The organism is Streptomyces sp. NPDC026515, from assembly GCF_055567595.1.
On sequence record NZ_JBVHQD010000001.1, the window covers coordinates 534387 to 555685 of the forward strand.

Below are 21299 nucleotides of genomic sequence, written 5' to 3' on the forward strand. Positions count from 1 at the left end.
GCACGACTCACGAGATGTAACGAGACGGAAGAAGAGAGCCGGTCATGGACTTCCTTCGCCCCGCCAGCTGGGAGGAGGCGCTCGCCGCGAAGGCCGAGCACCCCACCGCAGTGCCGATCGCGGGTGGCACCGATGTGATGGTCGAGATCAACTTCGACCACCGCCGGCCCGAGTACCTCCTCGATCTCAACCGCATCGGCGAACTCCACGAATGGGAGGCCGGCGAGGAGAGCGTACGGCTCGGTGCCTCCGTGCCGTACACCCGGATCATGGAGAACCTGCGGGCCGAGCTGCCGGGGCTGGCCCTCGCCTCGCACACCGTCGCCTCCCCGCAGATCCGCAACCGCGGTGGCGTCGGCGGCAACCTGGGCACCGCCTCCCCGGCCGGTGACGCCCACCCCGCGCTGCTCGCGGCGGGTGCCGAGGTCGAGGCCGAGTCGGTGCGGGGCACCCGGCTCATCCCCGTCGACGATTTCTACACCGGCGTGAAGCGCAACGCCCTGGCGCCGGACGAGCTGATCCGCGCGGTGCACGTGAAGAAGGCGGACGGCCCGCAGCAGTACTCGAAGGTCGGTACGCGCAACGCGATGGTGATCGCGGTGTGCGCCTTCGGACTGGCCCTGCACCCCGAGACGCGCACGGTCCGTACGGGCATCGGTTCGGCCGCCCCGACGCCGGTGCGCGCGAGGACCGCCGAGGACTTCCTGAACGCGGCGCTCGACGAGGGCGGCTTCTGGGACAACGGAAAGATCATCACGCCGTCGGTGGCCAAGCAGTTCGCGGACCTGTGCGCCGCCGCCTGCAACCCGATCGACGACGTCCGGGGCACCGCGGGCTACCGCCGGCACGCGGTCGGTGTGATGGCCCGCCGCACGCTCACCTGGACCTGGGAGTCGTACCGCGGCACCCGCCGCCTCACGGAGGGAGCCGCGTAATGCGCGTCAACTTCACTGTCAACGGACGTCCCCAGGAAGCCGACGACGTCTGGGAGGGCGAGTCCCTGCTGTACGTCCTGCGCGAGCGCCTCGGCCTGCCCGGCTCCAAGAACGCCTGCGAACAGGGCGAGTGCGGCTCCTGCACGGTCCGTCTCGACGGCGTCCCGGTCTGTTCCTGCCTGGTCGCGGCCGGCCAGGCAGAGGGCCGCGAGGTGGTCACCGTGGAGGGCCTGGCGGACTACGCCAAGGACCGCGCCGGCGGTACGACGCTCGACGAGGCGAAGCGCTGGCAGGCCAGGCCCGCCGCCGACTTCCGGACCGGCGAGGGCACCGAACTCTCGCCCATCCAGCAGGCGTTCATCGACGCCGGCGCCGTGCAGTGCGGCTTCTGCACGCCCGGCCTGCTGGTCGCCGCCGACGAGATGCTGGAGCACAACCCGACCCCGACCGACGCGGACATCCGGGAGGCGCTGTCGGGCAACCTGTGCCGCTGCACCGGCTACGAGAAGATCATGGACGCGGTGCGCCTCGCGGCCGCCCGGCAGGGAGAGGCGGTCTGAGCACATGCCCACCATCGGCACTCCCACCAAGATCACCCAGGGTTCCCGGACCAGGGGCGGCGTCGGCGAGTCCACGCTGCGCCCGGACGGCACCCTCAAGGTCACCGGCGAGTTCGCGTACTCGTCCGACATGTGGCACGAGGACATGCTCTGGGGCCAGATCCTGCGCTCCACGGTCGCCCACGCCGAGATCGTGTCGATCGACACCGGCGAGGCCCTCGCCCAGCCCGGCGTCTACGCCGTCATGACCTACGACGACCTGCCCACCGAGGTGAGGAACTACGGCCTGGAGATCCAGGACACCCCGGTCCTCGCGCACGGCAAGGTACGCCACCACGGCGAGCCGGTCGCGATCGTGGCCGCCGACCACCCGGAGACCGCCCGCCGCGCGGCCGCCAAGATCAAGGTCGAGTACCGCGAGCTGCCCGTCATCACCGACGAGGCCTCCGCGACCGCCCCGGACGCCCCGCACCTCCATGAGAACCGCGACGACCACCACATCGGCCACGTCCCGCACCCGAACATCGTGCACCGGCAGCCGATCGTCCGCGGCGACGCCGACGAGGCCGCCACGAGGGCCGACGTCATCGTCAAGGGCGAGTACTACTTCGGCATGCAGGACCAGGCCTTCCTCGGCCCCGAGTCCGGCCTCGCGGTGCCCGAGGAGGACGGCGGCGTCCACCTCTACATCGCCACCCAGTGGCTCCACTCCGACCTGCGCCAGATCGCCCCGGTCCTAGGCCTGCCCGAGGACAAGGTACGGATGACACTGTCCGGCGTCGGCGGCGCCTTCGGCGGCCGCGAGGACCTGTCGATGCAGATCCACGCCTGTCTGCTGGCGCTGCGCACCGGCAAGCCGGTCAAGATCGTCTACAACCGTTTCGAGTCCTTCTTCGGGCACGTCCACCGGCACCCGGCCCGCCTCTACTACGAGCACGGGGCCACCCGTGAGGGCAAGCTGACGCACGTCAAGTGCCGGATCGTGCTCGACGGCGGCGCCTACGCCTCCGCCTCCCCGGCCGTCGTCGGCAACGCCTCCTCGCTCGGCATCGGCCCCTACGCCGTCGACGACGTGGAGGTCGAGGCCATCGCCCTCTACACCAACAACCCGCCCTGCGGCGCGATGCGCGGCTTCGGCGCGGTCCAGGCGTGCTTCGCCTACGAGGCGCAGATGGACAAGGTGGCGGCGCAACTCGGCATGGACCCGGTGGAGTTCAGGAAGCTGAACGCCATGGAGCAGGGCACCCTCCTGCCCACCGGCCAGCCGGTCGACTCACCGGCCCCGGTCGCCGAACTCCTGCGCCGGGTCAAGGCGATGCCCCTGCCGCCCGCGCAGCAGTGGCTCTCGGCCGGCGAGGAGGCGGACGTACGGCAGCTGCCCGGCGGCCTGTCCAACACCACGCACGGCGAAGGCGTCGTCCGTGGGATCGGCTACGCCGTCGGCATCAAGAACGTCGGCTTCTCCGAGGGCTTCGACGACTACTCCACGGCCAAGGTGCGGATGGAGGTCGTCGGCGGGGAGCCGGTCGCCACCGTGCACACCGCGATGGCGGAGGTCGGCCAGGGCGGGGTCACCGTCCACGCGCAGATCGCCCGCACCGAACTCGGCGTCGCCCAGGTCACCATCCACCCCGCCGACACCCAGGTGGGCAGCGCCGGTTCGACCTCGGCCTCGCGCCAGACGTACGTCACCGGCGGCGCCGTCAAGAACTCCTGCGAGCTCGTCCGCGAGAAGGTGCTGGAGCTGGGACGCCGCAAGTTCGGCACGTACCACCCCGCCTGGGCGACCGCAGAGCTGCTCCTGGAGGGCGGCCAGGTGGTCACCGACGGCGGCGAGGTGCTCGCGGGCCTCGCGGACGTGCTCGGCGACGAGGCGGTCGAGATCGAGGCGGAGTGGCGGCACCGGCCGACCGTGCCCTTCGACCTGCGCACCGGCCAGGGCAACGGCCATGTCCAGTACAGCTTCGCCGCGCACCGCGCGGTCGTCGAGGTCGACACCGAGCTGGGCCTGGTCAAGGTGGTCGAGCTGGCCTGCGCCCAGGACGTCGGCAAGGCGCTCAACCCGCTCTCCGTCGTCGGCCAGATCCAGGGCGGTACGACCCAGGGCCTGGGTGTCGCGGTGATGGAGGAGATCATCGTCGACCCGAAGACCGCGAAGGTCAGGAACCCGTCCTTCACCGACTACCTGATCCCGACCATCCTCGACACGCCGACCATCCCGGTCGACGTCCTCGAACTCGCCGACGACCACGCCCCCTACGGGCTCCGTGGCATCGGCGAAGCCCCGACCCTGTCGTCGACCCCGGCCGTCCTCGCGGCGATCCGGAACGCGACGGGCCTGGAGCTGAACCGCACGCCGGTCCGACCGGAACACCTCACCGGCACCGGCCCCTCCGGGGTCTGAACCGGTAAGCCGTCCTGGGGGACTTCCGTCCCCCAGGACCCCTTCGAATGTTCGCCTCGGGCCGTCCCCCGGGTCGGGCACCTCCCCAAATCCCGCTCGTCGCCGCAGGCATGCGCGGGTGCCCCTTTGAACCTTGGGAGCAGGCCCATATGACCCAGCAGTCACTGGAGCCGGAGACCGTCGCCGACGACGCGGGCGCGGGAACCCGCGTCCCCGCCGGACGGTCCTGGCTCGACCGGTACTTCCACATATCCCGCAGAGGATCCACCGTCGCGCGAGAGGTCCGCGGCGGCGTCACCACCTTCATGGCGATGGCGTACATCCTCCTGCTCAACCCCCTGATCCTGTCCGGCAAGGACGTGGCCGGGGACACCCTCGGCCAGCAGGCGCTGATCACCGCGACCGCGTTCGCGGCGGCCTTCACCACGCTGCTGATGGGCTTCGTCGGCAAGGTGCCGCTCGCGCTCGCCGCCGGCCTGTCCGTCTCCGGCGTGCTCTCCTCGCAGGTCGCCCCGCAGATGACCTGGCCGCAGGCGATGGGCATGTGCGTGCTGTACGGCGTGGTCATCATGCTCCTGGTGGTCACCGGCCTACGCGAGATGATCATGAACGCGATCCCGCTGGCGCTCAAACACGGCATCACCATGGGCATCGGCCTGTTCATCGCGCTCATCGGTCTCTGCAAGTCCGGCTTCGTGCACCAGGGCAAGGCCACCCCGCTCAGTCTCGGCCCGGCGGGCGAACTCACGGGCTGGCCCGTGCTGCTCTTCGCCGGCACCCTGCTGCTGATCTTCATGCTGCAGGCGCGGAACGTCCCCGGAGCCATCCTGATCGGCATCGTCAGCGGCACCCTCGTGGCCGCCGTACTCAACGGCCTCGGTGTCATCGACCAGGAACAGTGGGCCAACGGCGCCCCCGAACTGCACGGCTCCGCCGTCTCCATGCCGGACTTCTCGCTCTTCGGGCACGTGGAGTTCGGCGGCTGGGGCGAGGTCGGCGCGATGACGGTCGCGATGATCGTCTTCACCCTGGTGCTCGCCGGGTTCTTCGACGCGATGGCCACCATCATCGGCGTCGGCACCGAGGCGAAGCTCGCCGACGACAGGGGCCGGATGCCGGGCCTGTCCAAGGCACTGTTCATCGACGGAGCGGGCGGCGCTGTCGGCGGCGTGGCCGGCGGCTCCGGGCAGACCGTGTTCATCGAGTCGGCGACCGGCGTCGGCGAGGGCGCCCGCACCGGGCTCGCCTCGGTGGTCACCGGCCTGTTCTTCGCGGCCTGCCTGTTCTTCACCCCGCTCACCGCGATCGTCCCGCAGGAGGTCGCCTCGGCCGCCCTGGTGGTCATCGGCGCGATGATGCTGATGAACGCCCGGCACGTGGACTGGGCCGACCGGGCCACCGCCATCCCGGTGTTCCTCACGGTCGTCCTGATGCCCTTCACCTACACCATCACCGCGGGTGTGGCCGCCGGAGTCATCTCCTGCACCGCCATCAAGGCAGTTCAGGGCAGGGCCCGGGAGATCGGGGCATTCATGTGGGGCCTGACAGTGATCTTCCTGGTCTATTTCGCCCTCCATCCCATCGAGAGCCGGCTCGGCGTCCACTAGACGCTCCGCTGCGCGGTTCCCCGCGCCCTTAGGGGGCGCGCCGTACCTGACCCTGTCGGAAGGAGACCGAGAGATGCTGGACATCGCCGAGGAGCTGAGCCGGTGGGTCGCGGACGGCCGTGACTTCGCCGTGGCCACGGTGGTGGCGGTGGGCGGCAGCGCCCCGCGCCGGCCCGGCGCCGCCCTCGCGGTGGACGCCGACGGCACGGTGGTGGGCTCGGTCTCCGGCGGGTGCGTGGAGGGCGCCGTGTACGAGCTGTGCCGGCAGGCGCTGGAGGACGGCGGCACCGTCCTCGAACGCTTCGGCTACAGCGACGAGGACGCCTTCGCCGTCGGCCTGACCTGCGGCGGTGTCATCGACGTCCTCGTCACCCCGGTCCGGGCGGGCGACCCCGCCCGGCCGGTGGCCGAGGCCGCGCTGGCCGCCGCCGCGCGGGGGCAGGCGGCGGCCGTCGCGCGGATCGTCACCGGGCCTGCCGAACTCCTCGGGCGCACCCTGCTGGTGGACGCCGACGGCGCCCACCGGGGCGGCTTCGGCGCCCACCCCGAGCTGGACCGCACGGTGGCCGCCGAGGCCCGGGCCTTCCTGGACGCGGGCCGCACCGGCACGCTGGAGATCGGGGAGCAGGGCTCCCGCTGCGGAGCACCGGTCACGGTGCTGGTGGAGTCGTCCGTCCCACCGCCACGGATGATCGTCTTCGGGGCGATCGACTTCGCGTCGGCGCTGGTCCGCGTCGCCAAGTTCCTCGGCTACCACGTGACCGTGTGCGACGCGCGGCCGGTCTTCGCCACCGAGGCCCGCTTCCCGGAGGCCGACGAGATCGTCGTCGAGTGGCCGCACACCTACCTGGAGCGCACGCGCGTGGACGGCCGCACCGTCCTGTGCGTCCTCACCCACGACGCCAAGTTCGACATCCCGCTGCTCCGGCTCGCCCTGCGGCTGCCGGTCGCGTACGTCGGCGCGATGGGTTCCCGCCGCACCCACCTGGAGCGCAACCGGCGGCTGCGCGAGGTCGGTGTCACCGAGTCTGAGCTGGCCCGCCTCAGGTCTCCGATCGGCCTGGACCTCGGCGCCCGTACACCCGAGGAGACCGCCCTGTCGATCGCGGCCGAGGTCGTCGCCGACCGCCGCGGCGGCAGCGGTCTCTCCCTGACCGGCGCCCACACCCCGATCCACCACGACCCGGCATCGGCGCCGGCGCGGCGGATCGGGTCGGTGGCCTGACTCCCCCCGGATCCGGCCACCCCGCAGGGAGCGGAGCGCCCGGTCCGTTCCCCCGATCGTCGTACCGGTCCGGGCGCCAGGGGACGATGGAAGCGCGTTCGCGAGTGTCGTACAGCGTCAAATGACGCATTCGGCAGGGGGAGTTCCGCTCCGATGCGGTCGCGGTGCACGGCCGCGGGACCGCTCACTCCCCGGCCCAGCGGCGTAACCCCGCCAGATCGAGTACGACGGTGCGGCCCCGCCCGGTGGCCACCAGGCCCTCCTGCTGCATCGCCGCAGGCAGCGCACCACCGACTCCCCGGACGCCCCGGTGGTGGCGGCCAGTTCACGCTGGTTGACCCGGACGGAGACGGCATCCGGCAGGACCTCCGGCGCGGCCGAGCCGTACTGCACGGCCAGGGCGTGTTGCGGAAGTCCCGTCTGCGGTGCGACGCCGTGCACGCACTCTCGCCGCACCGGGCGAAGGCCCGAGTACATCCCGTACGAGGACTTCCGCCCGGCACGACGGGAGCACGCACCTGACGCCGCACGGCCCGCCCTTCGGGCGAACGACGGGACTTTCGCAACACGCCCTGGCTTCACCAGCAGCCCGGCCACCCGGGCCCGGGTGGTGCGGGCGCCCTGTCGGCGCGCAGCCCGTCGGAGTCCCGCGACCGGCCCACGACACCGCGCAGGACGGACAGGCAGACCCCCGCATCCCGCTCCAGGAGCCGCAGGAAGGCGTCCGCGGCGACCACCACGCCCTCCGAGCGGCGCATCGCGGTGGCCGTCGCGCCCCGCGGACCGCCGTCGACGCAGGCGAGTTCGCCGAGGAGTTCACCGGGGCCGCGCAGGGCGAGCAGGCTGGTGCAGCCGTTGGCCGAGTCGACCGTCGCCTTCACCAGGCCGGCCGTCAGCAGGACGACGAAGCGGGTCTCCTCGCCCTCCCGCATCAGCACCTCGCCGCGGCCCCACCCGCGCGGGTGCCCGGCTCCCGCAGCAGCTCGGCCTCCCCGGGCGAGAAGACCGCCACCTCCGAGCCTCCCCGGCCACATCGCCCCACGGTGACGGTTCGGCACCGGAGAGCCACTGTCCATCGTGCGGCCGTGGTCTGCCAAGTGGGCCGGCCCGCGCGGCGGTCACGGCCTGCGGAGCAGCGCGTTGACCGCCCGGCCGAACACCGCCCGGGAGGTCCTGAGCACCAGCGGGTCGAGGGCCGACGGCAGACCCCGCACCCGCAGTTCCTCGTGCCAGACCACCCGGGTGCGGCCGCCGGGCCCCGGATGCACCTCCAGTTCGGCCCAGCCGAGCACCACCCGGCCGCGTTTGACCAGGCGGCACCGGCCGGAGCCGCCGTCGTCGGGGGGCTCCCAGACGGTCACCTCCATCGGGTCCTCGAAGAACAGCGGTCCGAGCCCGGAACGGGCCACGAGGACCGTGCCCTGACGGGTCGGCGGATCGGTGAGCACGGTGACGCGCGTCAGCGGGACCGCATCGGCGTGCGCGGACCACTCCGTGAGCCGGCGCCACGCCTCGTCGATCGACAGCGGAGCCGTGCGTTGGAGAAGGAAGGTGACCACGGAACGATCGTAGGGAATCGGCCAGGCTCCGCAGGCCGCGCATCGTCCGTTCACAGGACCGTCAGAAACGTCCAAGACGGGCCGGAACCGGCCCCGGGCCCGTACGATTCCCGCCATGGGCGGGCAAACCGCCTGCTCTCACGGGGAGTTGGTCGACATGCCGCTGAAGACCTATGGCGTACTGATCGCCCGGGCCGTCGACGTCCGGCGCGAGGGCGCCGGCGACAGCCCGCACTACCAGATCCACCTCACGGATGACACGGGAGTCCACTACCGGGCCGCGGTCAACGTCCTCTCGCAGCAGAAACCCGCCGAACTGCTCTACCTCGTCGACGACGACTTCGGGCACCCGCTCACCGCCCGCCTCGAGGACCTGACGGACGGCTGGAACACCCTGCCGTCCGGGCCCGGCGGCCCGGGCCTCGACTTCGTGCGCGGCAACCTCTTCGACCCGGCGAAGATGCGCGTCCTGCCCGCCGACCGCTCCGGCCCCGACAACGACCTCGCCGACCTGCTCGACCACTACGTGCGCCGTGCCGTCGGCGACCCCCGCGCCCGGCTGTACCTCTTCGGTGAACGCTGGGGGCCCGAGACCGGCGTCAAGGACAAGATCTTCGGCTTCCTGCCCGGCGACGGCGTCCACGACATCCACATGAACCAGGGCAACAGCGGCCGCTTCAGCGGCGACGACGGGGTGTGGCAGGACGGCGGGCTGCTGATCCGCCTCCCCGGCGACGGCCGGGGCGCGGGCCGCTGGGTCGGGATATTCCTGGCCTTCCAGAACCAGGCCTGGCACACCGACGACGTCACCGGCCACGCCCTCGGCGGCGTCGACACCTCCCGGCCGGCCCCCGGCGACCGGCCGGTGCGGATCGTCGCCGCGCTGGTCAACCCGACCGGGCCCGCCCCCGAGGCGGAGACCGTCACTCTCCTCAACGCCTCGCCCGCCCCGGCCGACCTCACCGGCTGGCGCCTGCTGGACCGCATCGGCCAGGCTTCCCCGGTGCCGCCCGGCCCGCTGGCCCCCGGTGCCGTCCTCGCCGTCCCGCTGTCCGGCGGCGCCCGACTCGGCAACCACGGCGGCGAGATCACCCTCCTGGACGCCGCCGGCCTCAAGGTGCACGGGGTGTCCTACACGGCCGGGCAGGCGGCCCGCGAAGGGTGGTGGACGGTCTTCTGACCGGACCCGACCGCCGGGACCCCGGAAGGGCCGGGCGCCTCGGGCGGTGAAGGCGTACGGCTCGACGACCACGCCGTCCCTGGAGCGGCACGCCGGGACGATACGCGCAATAGAAAACCTGTACGAATTTCCCGGCGGTGGACTCGGTCCTCGACACGTCCAGGTGTGAGCATGGGGGAGGGGCCGATACCGACCGGAGAGGACGAGCCGTGCGCTACCGGTACCGTCCCGAGGCCGGTCGCGAACTCGCCGCGGCGCTGGTGAAGCCGAGCGACGAGGCCGACCTGCCGGACCCGGTCGTGCCGGCGCCGCCGCGGGGCGGGGCGGCCGCCCCGCTCGACGTGCTCGTCGTACGCACGATCGGAGCCCCGCACCACGAGGAGTTCGGTGTCGGCGCGTTCGCCGGGGACGATCCACAGCTCCCCGACCGGGCGACCGCGGCCCCCCTGGACCTGGGCGAGGACGCCTGGCCCCCGTGGTGGAACGGGAGCGGCGCGAACTGCGCCGTCGTCGACGACGGCCCGGCCACCGGCTCCACCGCCCGCGCCGCGCCACGTACGGGGCCGCGGCCCCGCCCGGTCCGTGCTCGCCGTCCCCGTCGGCGCGCCCGACTCCCCGGACGCGCTCGCCGCCGGCAGCTGACGGACGCCGACGTGCCGGACGCGCCGCGCGACGCCTGGGGGAAAGCCGACAAGAAGCCGACAAGAAGGGGACGCGGTGCCGGAACTGACGGAGGACGAGGCGCGGCGGCGGTTCGCCGGGGCGCGCGTGGCACGGCTCGCCACCGTCGACGGGAGCGGTCGCCCGCATCTGGTGCCGGTCGTCTTCGCGCGGTACGGGGCCGACGGGATCGTCACCGCCGTCGACCACAAGCCCAAGACCACGCCCCGGCTCAAGCGGCTGCGCAACATCGCGGCCCAGCCGTGCGTGAGCCTGCTCGTGGACGAGTACGACGAGAACTGGGACCGCCTGTGGTGGGTCCGGGCGGACGGTGAGGCGCGGGTGACTCCCGCCGACCCGGCGGTCATCCAGCCCCTGCGCGAGAAGTACCCGCAGTACCGGGAACACCCGCCGAACGGCCGGGTCATCCGCGTGACCGTGTCGCACTGGACCGGCTGGCAGGCCGCCGTCCTTTAGCGTCCTTTAGCGGGACACCGTGGCGCTGGATACGATGCAGGCAGGTCCGGAACGCTACGGGTGGACATGCCATGGCGACGCGCATCGCGGGTTACGAGGTCGAGGGCGAGATCGGGCGGGGCGGAATGGCCGTCGTCTACCGTGCGAAGGACCTGCGCCTGGACCGCACCGTCGCGCTGAAGCTGCTCGCCCCGGAGATGGCCCGCAACGACACCTTCCGCCGCCGCTTCACCCACGAGTCGCGGGTGGCGGCCGCCCTCGACCATCCCCACATCGTGCCGATCTTCGAGGCCGGCGAGACGGACGGCGTGCTGTACATCGCGATGCGGTACGTGTCGGGCCCGGACCTGCGCGCGCTGCTCGACCAGGAGGGCGTGCTGTCGGTGGCCGCGGCCCTGCGGATCGCCACCCAGGTCGCCTCGGCGCTGGACGCGGCCCATGAGCACGATCTGGTGCACCGGGACGTGAAGCCCGGCAACGTGCTGGTGGCGCGGGGTACCGACAGCGACCACCCGGAGCACGTCTACCTCACGGACTTCGGGCTCACCAAGAAGTCGCTGTCGCTGACGGGGTTCACGACGGTCGGCGAGTTCGTCGGCACCCTGGACTACGTGGCGCCGGAGCAGATCTCGGGCCGCCCGGTCGACGGCCGGTGCGATCTCTACAGCCTCGGCTGCGTGGTCTTCGAGATGCTCGCGGGCGGTCCGCCGTTCGTCCGGGACGAGGACATCGCTTTGCTGTGGGCGCATCAGTACGACCGGCCGCCCGCGCTGAGCGAGGTGCGGTCCGGGCTGTCGCCGGGGCTGGACGAGGTGTTCGCCAAGGCGCTGGCCAAGGTCCCCGAGGACCGATACGGCTCCTGCCTGGAGTTCGTGGGCGCGCTGCGGCTCGCCGCGTACGGCGTCGCACCGGCGCAGGAGGCCTCGCGGCAGGCCCCCGCGCACCGGACCCCCACGGTCCGCCGGGACACCGCCCCCGTCCCCGGCCCGCCCGCCTGGGCCCGTCCGGTGTTCGGTCCCTAGACCTCAGGGCCCGCCGGGTGTGCCGGGAACTCTCAGCCCCCGGTGAGGAACTGTTCCGCCCAGACGGTCTTGCCGGTGGTGGCGTGGCGGGTGCCCCAGCGCTGGGTGAGCTGCCCGACGAGGAGCAGACCGCGTCCGCCCTCGTCGTAGGTGTGCGCCCGTCGCATGTGCGGGGCCGTGTTGCTGGAGTCGAAGACCTCGCAGGTGAGGGTGTGGTCGTCGTGGATGAGCCGGAGCCTGACGGGCGGCCGGCCGTACCGGAACGCGTTGGTGACCATCTCGCTGACGATCAGCTCGGTGATGAACGCGGCCTCCTCCAGCCGCCAGGCGATGAGCTGGTCGGTTGCCTGCTTGCGGGCGTCGGCGACGGCGGCCAGGTCGAAGGGCAGCTCCCAGGTGACGACCCGGTCCGCGTGCAGGGCCCGGGTGCGGGCGACGAGGAGGGCGATGTCGTCGTCGGGGCGGTGGGTGAGCATGGTCGTCAGGACCCGGTCGCAGACGGTCTCCAGGTTCTGGGCGGGGCGGGCGAGCGCGCCGAACATCATGTCCAGGGCCTCGTCGATGTCGTGGTCGCGGGGTTCGAGCAGGCCGTTGGTGTAGAGGGCGATCAGGCTGTCCTCGGGCAGTTCGGTCTCGAAGGACTCGAAGGGCAGCCCGCCCAGGCCCAGCGGAGGCCCGGCGGGCACGTCGAGGAAGCGGACGGTGCCCGAGGTGACGACGGCGGGCGGCGGGTGTCCGGCCCGGGCGACGGTGAACCCGCGGGTGACCGGGTCGTACACGCCGTACAGGCAGGTGGTGCCGACACCGCCGGCGGTCTCCTCGGCGTTGTCGGCGCCGGCCTCCTCGGCGGAGAGATGGCCGACCAGGTCGTCGAGGTGGCTGAGGAGTTCGTCGGGCGGCAGGTCGACGTCGGCCAGGGTACGGACGGCGGTGCGGACCCGGCCCATGGTGGCCGCGGCCCGCATCCCGTGGCCGACCACGTCGCCGACGACGAGCGCGACCCGGGTCCCGGACAGCGGGATCACGTCGAACCAGTCGCCGCCCACCCCGGCCTGGCTGGCCGAGGGCAGATAGCGGCTGGCGATGTCCAGCGCCGCCTGTTCGGGCAGCGAGTGCGGGAGCAGGCTGCGCTGGAGCGTCATCGTGGTGGTGTGCTGACGCTGGGCGCGTTCGGCGCTCTGGATGCTGGTGGCCGTACGGGCCGCCAGCTGCTCGGCCACCCACAGGTCGTCCGGGTCGAACGGCTCGTTGCGCAGGTTCCGCCCGAACAGGGCGACCCCGAAGGTGGTGCCGGCCGCCCGGAGCGGCACCGTCATCAGGGAGTGCGCCCCGCTCTCCCTGACCCACGCGGCCGCCTGCGGATCCTCCCGCGCCCAGCGGGCCACGACCTCGTCGTCGCTCGTGTACACCGTGCCCCGCTCCTCCCTCAGGCACCGCCCCGACGGCGACCAGGGCGGGCAGCGCAGCACCTCGCCGGTGAGACGGGGGAGCGGCGGGCCGTGCGGCGACACCCGTACGGCCGCCCGGCGCAGCGCGCGGCCGTCCGCGGCCGTCGCGCCGGGCCTGGCCGCGTCCAGCAGGTCCACGGCGCACGCGTCGGCGAACGCGGGCACGACGACGTCGGCCAGCTCCCGCGCGGTGCGCTGCACGTCGGAGCTGGTGCCGATACGCACTCCGGCATCGCTCAGGAGCAGCATCCGGCGCCACACCAGCTGTTCGGACGGATCGACGTGGGCCGTCAACGTCACCGCCCGCACCCATCCGTCCGCGTCCGTCAGCGGGGCGAGCCGTCCGTGCCAGTCGTGGTCGGGGTGGTCCGGGTCCAGACGCAGGTGGACGTCCTCGGTGCCGCCGCCGTCCAGGATCCGCCGCATGCCGGCCTCGGCCTCGACGCCGCCCTCGTACGGTGCGATGTCGGTCAGCCGCAGCCCGCGCATCGTGCCCTCCGGGAGGGACAGGCTGCGCTGCATCCCGACACTGGCCAGCACCAGCCGCAGTCCGTCGTCGAAGACGGCGGCGACGCACGGGGACTGGTCGAAGGCCCATTCCCCGAGGGTCCGGTCGGCGCCCGCGGGCGCTCCGGTGACGGCCGACACCACCCGCCACTCCGCGCCGCCCGGCCGGTCGCCGCAGGCCCGGCGGTGCACGAGCACGTCCCGGTCCAGCCGGTGTCCGTCCCGGTGGCGCAGGGCCGCGGTCCCGCTCCACCGCGGACCGGCGGCCGCCTCGCGCCAGCAGCCCCCGTCCGGCTCGGCGAGCAGACGGGCGGCGTCCTGCCCCAGGATCTCGGCGGGCGGGTAGCCCAGCAGCAGCCTGGCCCCGTCGCTCCAGCCGGTCACGGCACCCCGCTCGTCGACGGTCACCGCGGCGGTGTAGGCCCCCTGCGGTACAGCGTGGGTCAGTGCCGGGGTACTGGGAGGGGTGGGACGTCGTTCCATGCCGCTCATCCTTCGCGGAACCTGCACGGCCGGCTCTTCTCCCAGGATGATCCCGGCCGACACGGAGCACCAGTCGCCGCTGTCCGCCGGCCGTCGTCGGCATACGCACCCCCGGGCTCCTGTGACACGCCTGTGACGGACGGCGGACGCCGCCATGACGTCGGCTTGTGAGGGTTCTGTAAACAGACAAATTGCCACTATCGGTCAATCCGCCCAGGGAATCCTCATGAGCTTCACCGTTGTCACCCAGCACACCGAGACCGCCGCCGTCGCGCTGGCCCCGCGTGAGCGCGAGACGCTGAAGCACATCGCCGCGGGCTGCACGTACTTGCAGGCCGCACGCCTGATGGGGCTCTCCCGGCACACCGTCGACGCCTACCTCCGCCGGATCCGTGCCAAGCTCGACATCAACACCACGGCCGAGCTCACCCGCCTGGCCGTCTCTCTTGGTCTGTGAGACACGCCCGGTCGTGACAGCGTGGGAACAACGGCTGCGCACGGTGTCCTGGAGGCGGAGATGACGGTGAACGGGCTCGGACTGGTGGTGCACGGAGGCCGGGCGGAGGCGGTGGACGCCGCCCGAACGGTGCGGGCGTGGGCGGCGGAGCACGACGTGCCGTGCACGGACATCGACGTATGGAACGACGGCGGACGGCACAGCTCGGGGGAGGAGGTCGCGGCCGCGGGCGATCCCGACCTGATCGTGACCCTCGGCGGCGACGGCACCTTCCTGCGCGGTGCTCGGCTCGCCGCCCACAGCGACGCCCTGGTCCTCGGCGTCGACCTGGGCCGGGTCGGCTTCCTGACCGAGGTGGCGGACTGCTCGGTGCGGGAGGCGCTGGACGCGATCCGCGAGGACCGGTTCACGGTCGACAGCCGCATGCTGCTCACCATGCGGGCCTCCCGCCGGCTGGAGGTGCCCTCCGACATGGAGGGTCTGATGCGCTACGGCCGAGGGCCGTTGCTGCCGCCGCCGGAGGTGCGCACCGACTGCACGGAGGACACCGAGTGGGGTGTGCCCCTGCACGTCTTCGCGGTCAACGACGTCGTACTGGAGAAGCTGTCCCGGGACCGCCAGGTGTCCGTCGGCGTGTACATCTCCGGCCGGCTGCTCGCCTCCTACTCCGCCGACGCGCTGCTGGTGGCGACGCCGACCGGCTCGACCGCCTACAGCTTCGCGGCCGGCGGTCCCGTCGTGTCGCCCGTCGCGGACGCACTCGTCTTCACCCCGGTCGCCCCGCACATGACGTTCAACCGCTCGGTCGTCACCGCCCCGAACGAGGCGGTCGGCCTGCGCGTCCTGGAACGCTCGGGGCAGGCCGCGGTCAGCGTCGACGGGCAGGTGCGCGGGGTACTGGAGCCGGGCGACTGGATCGGTGTGTACGCCGCCCCGGCCCGGCTGCGGGTGGTCAGGCTGGCGCCGATGGACTTCTACGGCCGGCTGCGCGAGCGCATGAACCTCACCGACGCCCCGGCCGCCGTCGCCGACGGCACCCCTCCGCCGCTGTGGTCGCCGCGGACGCCCCTGCCCGGCGACATGGCCCACCTCTCCCTGCTGCCCGCCAGCCTGACGGGCGTCGAGGAGGAAGAGCCGTGCGTCGAGGTGAAGGGTGGCGTGACCCCGGCATCCGGACACGTCTGACCCCCGCCCCGGCCGCCACCCGCCCGGGCCGCCCGCGCCGGCCGGGGCCGGGGGCCCGTGGTGCGCGGGCCGTGGTGCCGACGACCGGACCCCCGTGGACCGCATGGTCGCCGGCACCCTGGTGTACCGCCGCCCCGATCCGCACGACCGCCGCCGCGTCCTGCTCCATCTCACCCCGCGCGGGGACGGCCTGTACCGGCGCGCCGCCCACCGGGTCCGCACCGACCGGGCCCGGTTGCTCGCCGGGACGGCCGACGAAGGAGCGCTCGCCCGCCTGCTGATCCGGCCCGGCCCGCCTGACGCCCGTCACGTTCTCCCGCGCACACCCGCGGTGAGGTGTCACCACCCGGTGAACAGGAGATGGTTCACCAGCAGCGCGAGCAGTGCCTGCGCCGCCAGCCACCCGCGCGGCCGGGGCAGGAACGCGGCCGCCGGCAGCAGCCACATCGCGAACGGCAGCCAGATGCGCTCCGTCTCCGCCTTGCTCATTCCCGACACGTCGGCCACCAGCAGCGCGACCAGTGCGACCGCCACCAGGAAGGCCAGCCGGACGGGTGCGGAGTCCGTCGTACGGCGGCGGAGCAGGGCCGCACCGGCCCGCCGCAGCCCGGCCACCGCCGCCGGACCGATGACGACCACCGTGCAGGCCAGGTTGGCCCACACCCAGTAGCCGTACGGGCGGGTGCCGCCGACGCCCTGGTAGTAGCGGGTGACCAGCAGCCGGTATCCCTCCGGCCAGTCGAACCCGGCGAGCGTGAACACGACGGGGACCACCGCCGCCCCCGCCACCAGCGGCACGAGGACCACCGGCCGTGCCCGGACCCGGCGCCGGCCGAGCACCAGCACCGCGGCCCCGATGAGCGCGAAGAGCGTCAGGCCGTACGACAGATAACAGGTCAGCCCGTACAGCAGCCCCGCGCCCGCCGCCCAGCCCGTCATGGAGCGTCCGGTCACCGCCAGGGCCAGCAGTGCCACCGCCCAGGCGGCCACCGCCGCGAAGTACCCGTCGGCCGAGGCGCCCACCCAGACCGCGGCCGGGGCCATGACCAGGAAGGGCGCGGCCCGCCGGGCGAGCCGCTCGGCGGCCAGCGCCCGCACCGCGACCAGCACGGCGACACAGGCCGACGACCCGACGGTGATGCACCACGCGCCCGCCCAGCCGCCGCCGCTCAGTCCGACCCGGTCGAGGAGGACGAAGGTGAGGGTGGCCGCCGGCGGATGCCCGGCGATGTGGGCGGGCCAGGGCGCGGGCGTGCCGCTGACGATGTGGTGGGTGAAGTCGCGCAGGGTCGCCGGGACGTCGTGGAAGCGGCCGATGACCGTGAGGTACTCGTTCGGGCTGGTGAGCCGGCCGGCCACGCCCCGCCGCCAGCCGTCGACCAGCGCCAGCGACCACGTCCAGGCCAGACAGGCGCCGAAGGCCGCCGCGAGCAGCCCGCGCCAGGGCAGCCGCTCCGCGAGGTTCGGCCCGTACGCGACCACGGCGGCCGCGACCAGTACGGCGGCCGGGGTACCCGGGCCCACGTGCGGGTCCCAGTCGGCGAACAGCGGCGGCCAGTGCACGAACAGGACGCGGTAGGCGTCCTGGAGGTGCCGGCCGACCAGAACGGCGAGGAGCACCAGCAGAGCGGCGGCGAGGACGGCGTACAGATCGGCACAGCGAGCACGGTGAGGAGCGCGGGTCACACCGGAACGCTAGGCCGGTGAGTGGACGAAAGCCTGGATCAAGCGGCTGACGTCAGACTTTCGTCATGGGTCGCGCGGCCGTCCCGGGGGTCTGCCCGGCCTACGGTCGGACCATGCGACACGACGACCCACGACTTCCCACCTCGCCCGGCTTCTGGCGCAGCCCGCTGCGCGGCACCTGGTTCACCGCGGTGCTCGGCCTCGTGCTGCTCGGCGGTGTCACCGTCCTGTTCGTGACCGGTCTGGTGTCGTACGCCGCCTACAACCCGGACCTGGCCCCGGTGAACGACCAGACCCCGGACAAGGGCATCCTCGGCTTCTACCTGTTCTCCTGGCCGACGGACCCGTCCTGGCTCTACCGGTTCACCCAGGGCCTGCACGTCACCCTCGGCGTCACCCTGATCCCGGTGCTGCTAGCCAAGCTGTGGTCGGTGGTGCCGAAGCTGTTCACGCTGCCCCCGGCCCGCTCGCTCGCCCACGCGCTGGAGCGGATCTCGCTGCTGCTGCTGGTCGGCGGCGGCCTCTTCGAGTTCACCACCGGCGTTCTCAACGTCCAGCTCGACTACGTCTTCCCCGGCTCCTTCTATCCCCTGCACTTCTACGGCGCCTGGGTGTTCTTCGCCGCCTTCGTGGCACACGCGGCGCTGAAGACCCCGACGGCCCTCCGGGCGGTCCGCGGGCGGCGGCGGGACGAAGGCGAGTTGGCGGCCGCCCGGCCGGAGGAGCCGACCGTGTCCCGGCGCGGGGCGCTGTGGTTCGTCGGCGGCGCGTCCCTGCTGCTGCTCGTCACCACGGCCGGGCAGAGCATCGGAGGCGCGCTGCGGCGCACCGCCCTGCTCGCGCCGCACGGTGGCGCCGACCCCGGCAGCGGGCCCAACGGCTTCCAGATCAACAAGACGGCCGCCTACGCCGGGATCGACGCCCGGGCCACCGGCGCCGACGCCTGGCGGCTCGTCGTCACCGGACGCGACGGCCGGACGGTCCGCCTCGGCCGCACCGAGCTCCTGCGACTGCCCCTGCACAGCGCCGCGCTGCCCATCGCCTGCGTCGAGGGCTGGTCCACCGCCGACCAGTGGTGGCGCGGGGTGCGGCTGCGCGACCTGGCGGCACTCGTCGGCTACGACGGCGACCCGCCGGACGTGCTCGTGGAGTCGATCCAGCTGCACGGCGCCTTCCGCCGCGCCGCCCTGCGCGCCAACCAGATCGCCGACCCGCGCTCCCTGCTCGCCCTGACGGTGAACGGCGAGGACCTGTCCCCCGACCACGGCTACCCGGCGCGTGTGATCGTGCCCGCCGCGCCCGGTGTGCTCAACACCAAGTGGGTGGCCCGGATGACCTTCGGAGACCTGTGATGCGTACCCGCCCCGTCGTCGGCAGCCCCCTGGAGATCCTCCTGCTGGGCTGCTCGTTCGCGCTCGCCGCCTACGCCGGTGTACGGCTGCTCTCGGGTGACTGGCTGGGCGTGGCGCTGTGGGTGGTGGGGGCGGCCCTGCTGCACGACCTCGTGCTACTGCCGCTGTACTCGCTGGCCGACCGGGCGGTCCTCCGGGGGCTGGGGGCGACGGGCCGGCGCCGGTGGGCGGTGTACGTCCGGGTCCCGGCCGCGTTCTCCGCGCTGCTCCTGCTGGTGTGGTTCCCGCTGATCAGCGGGATGGTGGCCGGCCACTACCGGTCGGCCACCGGCCGGTCCGCGGACGGCTTCCTGGCCCGCTGGCTGCTGATCACCGCCGTGCTCTTCGGCGGTTCGGCGCTGCTGCTGGCGTACCGGCTGCGCAGGGCGACGAAGCGGCGCCCGCCGGCCGCCCACTGACCGGCCCGCTCCCAGCCCCGCGCGTGCCGCAGCAGGGCACCGGTGCCGAGCCGCGCCCAGAGGAAGGGGGCACCGACGGCCTCATGGGCGTCGGTGAGACGGACCCGGGCGCGTTCGTCGACGTCCACCGGAGCGGTCTCGGCGATCAGCAGCCCGCCCGGCGCGAGGAGCTGGGCCACCCGGTCGAGCAGTTCGCGGGGGTCGCCGCCGATCCCGACGTTCCCGTCCATCAGCAGCACGGTGCCCCAGCGGCCCTCGCCGGGCAGCGGCTCGAAGACCGAGCGGCGCAGTGCCTGGCCGCCCAGGCGCACGGTGTGCTCGACGGCCGCCGCACTGACGTCGATTCCGAGGACGGTACGGCCCCGGGCGGCGAGTTCGGCCACGAGCCGCCCCGGGCCGCAGCCGACGTCGAGGACGGCCCCTTCACAGCGGTCCAGGGCCTGCCGGTCGACCGGGTCGGCCCGTGCGCACCAGCGCTCGACCTCCAGGGGCAGCAGCCAACCGTCGGTGCGGCGCAGGAACAGCGGGCCCCGGCCGGTCCGCAGGGCGGTGGCGTAGGGGTCGGCGCCGGTCCAGGCGACGGGCGGTGAGGTGGTCACGGGCGGCCCGTCCCGCTGTCCGCCGTGCACCGGGCCAGGAGAGCGGCGAAGCGGCCGTGCGGGACGAGGGCGGCGACGGCGGCCGCGTCCTCGGCGGTGTCCACGTCCCGCAGCCGTGGCAGGTCCCCGACCCGCAGTCCCGCGGCGACCAGCCGCCGACGCTGGATCGCGCCGGTCTCCGGCGTGGACATCGGCACCCCGCGCAGCAGCGCGGGGTCCGGGTCGGCCAGCCCCAGCGCCCAGAACCCGCCGTCCTCGGCGGGCCCGAAGCAGGCGTCGAGGTCTGCGAGGTCCACGGTGAGCAGGGCCGGGGTGACCTGGGGGGTGTCCATGCCGATGAGGAGGGCCGGGCCGGAGCAGTGGCCGAAGGCGTCGGCCAGACGCGCGTCCAGGCCGCCCGCGCACTGCGGCAGGACGTCGAAGCCGGGCGGCACCCAGGGGCCGGGGTCTCCGTCGAGCACCAGGACCCGGCGGGTGGCGGGGGCCGCGGCGACGGCGTCCAGGGTGTCGGCGAGGGACGCCTCGGCGAGGGCGGCGGCCTGCTCGGGGGAGAAGGGCGGGGTGAGCCGCGTCTTGACCCTGCCGGGCCGGGGCTCTTTCGCGATCACGAGGAGGGTGGTCATACGGGGGTCCCTTGACTGGTCAGGCGGGAAAGCGGAGGCAGGCGAACGCGTCCCTCGGGGGCGCGGGGCCCTGGTGATGTGCGGCTCCGCCGCGTGGGCGCGCTCAACCCCCGCCGGCCCGCACCCGGGGCGCCTCCTGCAGTACCCGGCTCATGTCCCGCACCGCCTGCCAGGTGCCCCGCCAGGTGCCGGTGACCTTCGAGACTCCGGTGCGCGGCCGGTACGGCACCTCGTGCTCGGTGATCCGCCAGCCCGCGTCGGCGGCCCGCACCACCATCTGCAGCGGATAGCCGCTGCGCCGGTCGTCGAGGTCCAGTGCGAGCAGCGCCTCCCGGCGGGCGGCCCGCAGCGGACCGAGGTCGTGCAGCCGCAGCCCGGTCCGGCGCCGCAGCATCCGCGTAAGCGCCAGGTTCCCGGCCCGGGCATGTGCCGGCCACGCCCCCCGGCCCTGCGGCCGCCGTCGGCCGAGCACCAAGTCCGCCCCGCCGTCGTGGACTTCGCGCACGAACGGCACGAGGAGCCCCGGATCCAGCGAGGCGTCACAGTCGCAGAAGCAGACGATGCCGGCGGTCGCGGCGGTCAGCCCCGCGTGGCACGCCGCGCCGAAGCCGCGCCGCGCCTCGTGGACGACGGTCGCGCCGAGCGACCGGGCGATGTCCGCCGAGCCGTCCGTGGAGCCGTTGTCGACCACGAGGGCCCGCCAGCCCGCCGGGATCCGGCCGAGCACCCAGGGCAGCGCATCGGCCTCGTTCAGACAGGGAAGAACGACGTCCACGTCCGTCGTGGGGGAGATCGGTGAGGTGGTCACGGTGTCACCCTACGAACGCGAACCAGACATAACGGACCTCGGCTCCTTACGAAACGCGGACGTC

18 protein-coding genes are annotated in these 21299 nt (G+C 73.5%); 11 read left to right on the forward strand and 7 right to left on the reverse strand.

The annotated features are described in order from the left end of the window. Positions 1 to 44: 44 nt before the first annotated feature. The 5 genes from ACZ4O3_RS02260 (at position 45) to ACZ4O3_RS02280 (ending at position 6731) form a co-directional block, all read left to right on the forward strand. Complete coding sequence (locus ACZ4O3_RS02260; RefSeq protein ID WP_362724759.1) at positions 45 to 935, forward strand: FAD binding domain-containing protein; 891 nt, start codon at positions 45 to 47, stop codon at positions 933 to 935. Beyond that, on the forward strand, positions 935 to 1495 hold the full coding sequence (locus tag ACZ4O3_RS02265) for a (2Fe-2S)-binding protein (protein WP_362724756.1): 561 nt from the start codon (positions 935 to 937) through the stop codon (positions 1493 to 1495). The genes ACZ4O3_RS02260 and ACZ4O3_RS02265 overlap by 1 nt, the downstream gene beginning before the upstream one ends. Positions 1496 to 1499: 4 nt before the next feature. Then, a complete protein-coding gene (locus ACZ4O3_RS02270) occupies positions 1500 to 3899 on the forward strand; it encodes a xanthine dehydrogenase family protein molybdopterin-binding subunit (protein WP_467720848.1) in 2400 nt (799 codons plus the stop codon). Positions 3900 to 4048: 149 nt separating this feature from the next. Beyond that, complete coding sequence (locus ACZ4O3_RS02275; RefSeq protein ID WP_467720849.1) at positions 4049 to 5506, forward strand: NCS2 family permease; 1458 nt, start codon at positions 4049 to 4051, stop codon at positions 5504 to 5506. A gap of 73 nt (positions 5507 to 5579) precedes the next feature. Beyond that, positions 5580 to 6731, forward strand: coding sequence for an XdhC family protein (locus ACZ4O3_RS02280; protein ID WP_467720850.1), 1152 nt, complete (start codon positions 5580 to 5582; stop codon positions 6729 to 6731). Between the two features lie 578 nt (positions 6732 to 7309). Here the strand turns inward: ACZ4O3_RS02280 and ACZ4O3_RS02285 are convergent. After that, complete coding sequence (locus tag ACZ4O3_RS02285; RefSeq protein WP_467720851.1) at positions 7310 to 7807, reverse strand: cyclic nucleotide-binding domain-containing protein; 498 nt, start codon at positions 7805 to 7807, stop codon at positions 7310 to 7312. 42 nt (positions 7808 to 7849) lie between these two features. Further along, positions 7850 to 8290 (reverse strand): SRPBCC family protein, encoded by a 441-nt coding sequence (locus ACZ4O3_RS02290; RefSeq protein ID WP_467720852.1) that lies wholly within the window; start codon positions 8288 to 8290, stop codon positions 7850 to 7852. A gap of 157 nt (positions 8291 to 8447) precedes the next feature. Here ACZ4O3_RS02290 and ACZ4O3_RS02295 point away from each other — a divergent pair, with 157 nt between their 5' ends. The 3 genes from ACZ4O3_RS02295 to ACZ4O3_RS02305 all read left to right on the forward strand — a co-directional run bounded on the left by ACZ4O3_RS02295 (position 8448) and on the right by ACZ4O3_RS02305 (position 11629). Further along, complete coding sequence (locus ACZ4O3_RS02295; RefSeq protein WP_467721004.1) at positions 8448 to 9470, forward strand: DUF2278 family protein; 1023 nt, start codon at positions 8448 to 8450, stop codon at positions 9468 to 9470. 717 nt (positions 9471 to 10187) lie between these two features. Then, a complete protein-coding gene (locus ACZ4O3_RS02300) occupies positions 10188 to 10607 on the forward strand; it encodes a TIGR03668 family PPOX class F420-dependent oxidoreductase (RefSeq protein ID WP_467720853.1) in 420 nt (139 codons plus the stop codon). 71 nt (positions 10608 to 10678) lie between these two features. Next, complete coding sequence (locus tag ACZ4O3_RS02305) at positions 10679 to 11629, forward strand: serine/threonine-protein kinase (protein ID WP_467720854.1); 951 nt, start codon at positions 10679 to 10681, stop codon at positions 11627 to 11629. A gap of 32 nt (positions 11630 to 11661) precedes the next feature. Here ACZ4O3_RS02305 and ACZ4O3_RS02310 read toward each other — a convergent pair whose 3' ends face one another. Then, positions 11662 to 14067, reverse strand: a complete 2406-nt coding sequence (locus ACZ4O3_RS02310; RefSeq protein ID WP_467720855.1) for a SpoIIE family protein phosphatase — start codon at positions 14065 to 14067, stop codon at positions 11662 to 11664. Between the two features lie 226 nt (positions 14068 to 14293). On the opposite strand from ACZ4O3_RS02310, the gene ACZ4O3_RS02315 reads away from it, so the two are divergent. After that, positions 14294 to 14524: a response regulator transcription factor gene (locus tag ACZ4O3_RS02315; protein ID WP_362731857.1), complete on the forward strand. Its 231-nt coding sequence runs from the start codon at positions 14294 to 14296 to the stop codon at positions 14522 to 14524. A gap of 60 nt (positions 14525 to 14584) precedes the next feature. Beyond that, entirely contained in the window at positions 14585 to 15709 is a 1125-nt protein-coding gene (locus tag ACZ4O3_RS02320; protein WP_362731859.1) for an NAD(+)/NADH kinase, read from the forward strand. Positions 15710 to 16048: 339 nt separating this feature from the next. On the opposite strand, the gene ACZ4O3_RS02325 is transcribed toward ACZ4O3_RS02320, so the two are convergent. After that, on the reverse strand, positions 16049 to 17395 hold the full coding sequence (locus tag ACZ4O3_RS02325) for a hypothetical protein (RefSeq protein WP_467720856.1): 1347 nt from the start codon (positions 17393 to 17395) through the stop codon (positions 16049 to 16051). A gap of 113 nt (positions 17396 to 17508) precedes the next feature. Between ACZ4O3_RS02325 and ACZ4O3_RS02330 the strand changes: the two genes are divergently transcribed. Next, on the forward strand, positions 17509 to 18747 hold the full coding sequence (locus ACZ4O3_RS02330) for a molybdopterin-dependent oxidoreductase (protein WP_467720857.1): 1239 nt from the start codon (positions 17509 to 17511) through the stop codon (positions 18745 to 18747). A gap of 313 nt (positions 18748 to 19060) precedes the next feature. Here ACZ4O3_RS02330 and ACZ4O3_RS02335 read toward each other — a convergent pair whose 3' ends face one another. The 3 genes from ACZ4O3_RS02335 to ACZ4O3_RS02345 form a co-directional block, all read right to left on the reverse strand. Further along, on the reverse strand, positions 19061 to 19804 hold the full coding sequence (locus ACZ4O3_RS02335) for a class I SAM-dependent methyltransferase (RefSeq protein ID WP_467720858.1): 744 nt from the start codon (positions 19802 to 19804) through the stop codon (positions 19061 to 19063). Then, positions 19801 to 20427, reverse strand: coding sequence for a TIGR04282 family arsenosugar biosynthesis glycosyltransferase (locus ACZ4O3_RS02340; protein ID WP_467720859.1), 627 nt, complete (start codon positions 20425 to 20427; stop codon positions 19801 to 19803). The genes ACZ4O3_RS02335 and ACZ4O3_RS02340 overlap by 4 nt, the downstream gene beginning before the upstream one ends. Positions 20428 to 20530: 103 nt before the next feature. Further along, positions 20531 to 21235, reverse strand: coding sequence for a glycosyltransferase family 2 protein (locus tag ACZ4O3_RS02345; RefSeq protein WP_467720860.1), 705 nt, complete (start codon positions 21233 to 21235; stop codon positions 20531 to 20533). Positions 21236 to 21299 lie beyond the last annotated feature (64 nt).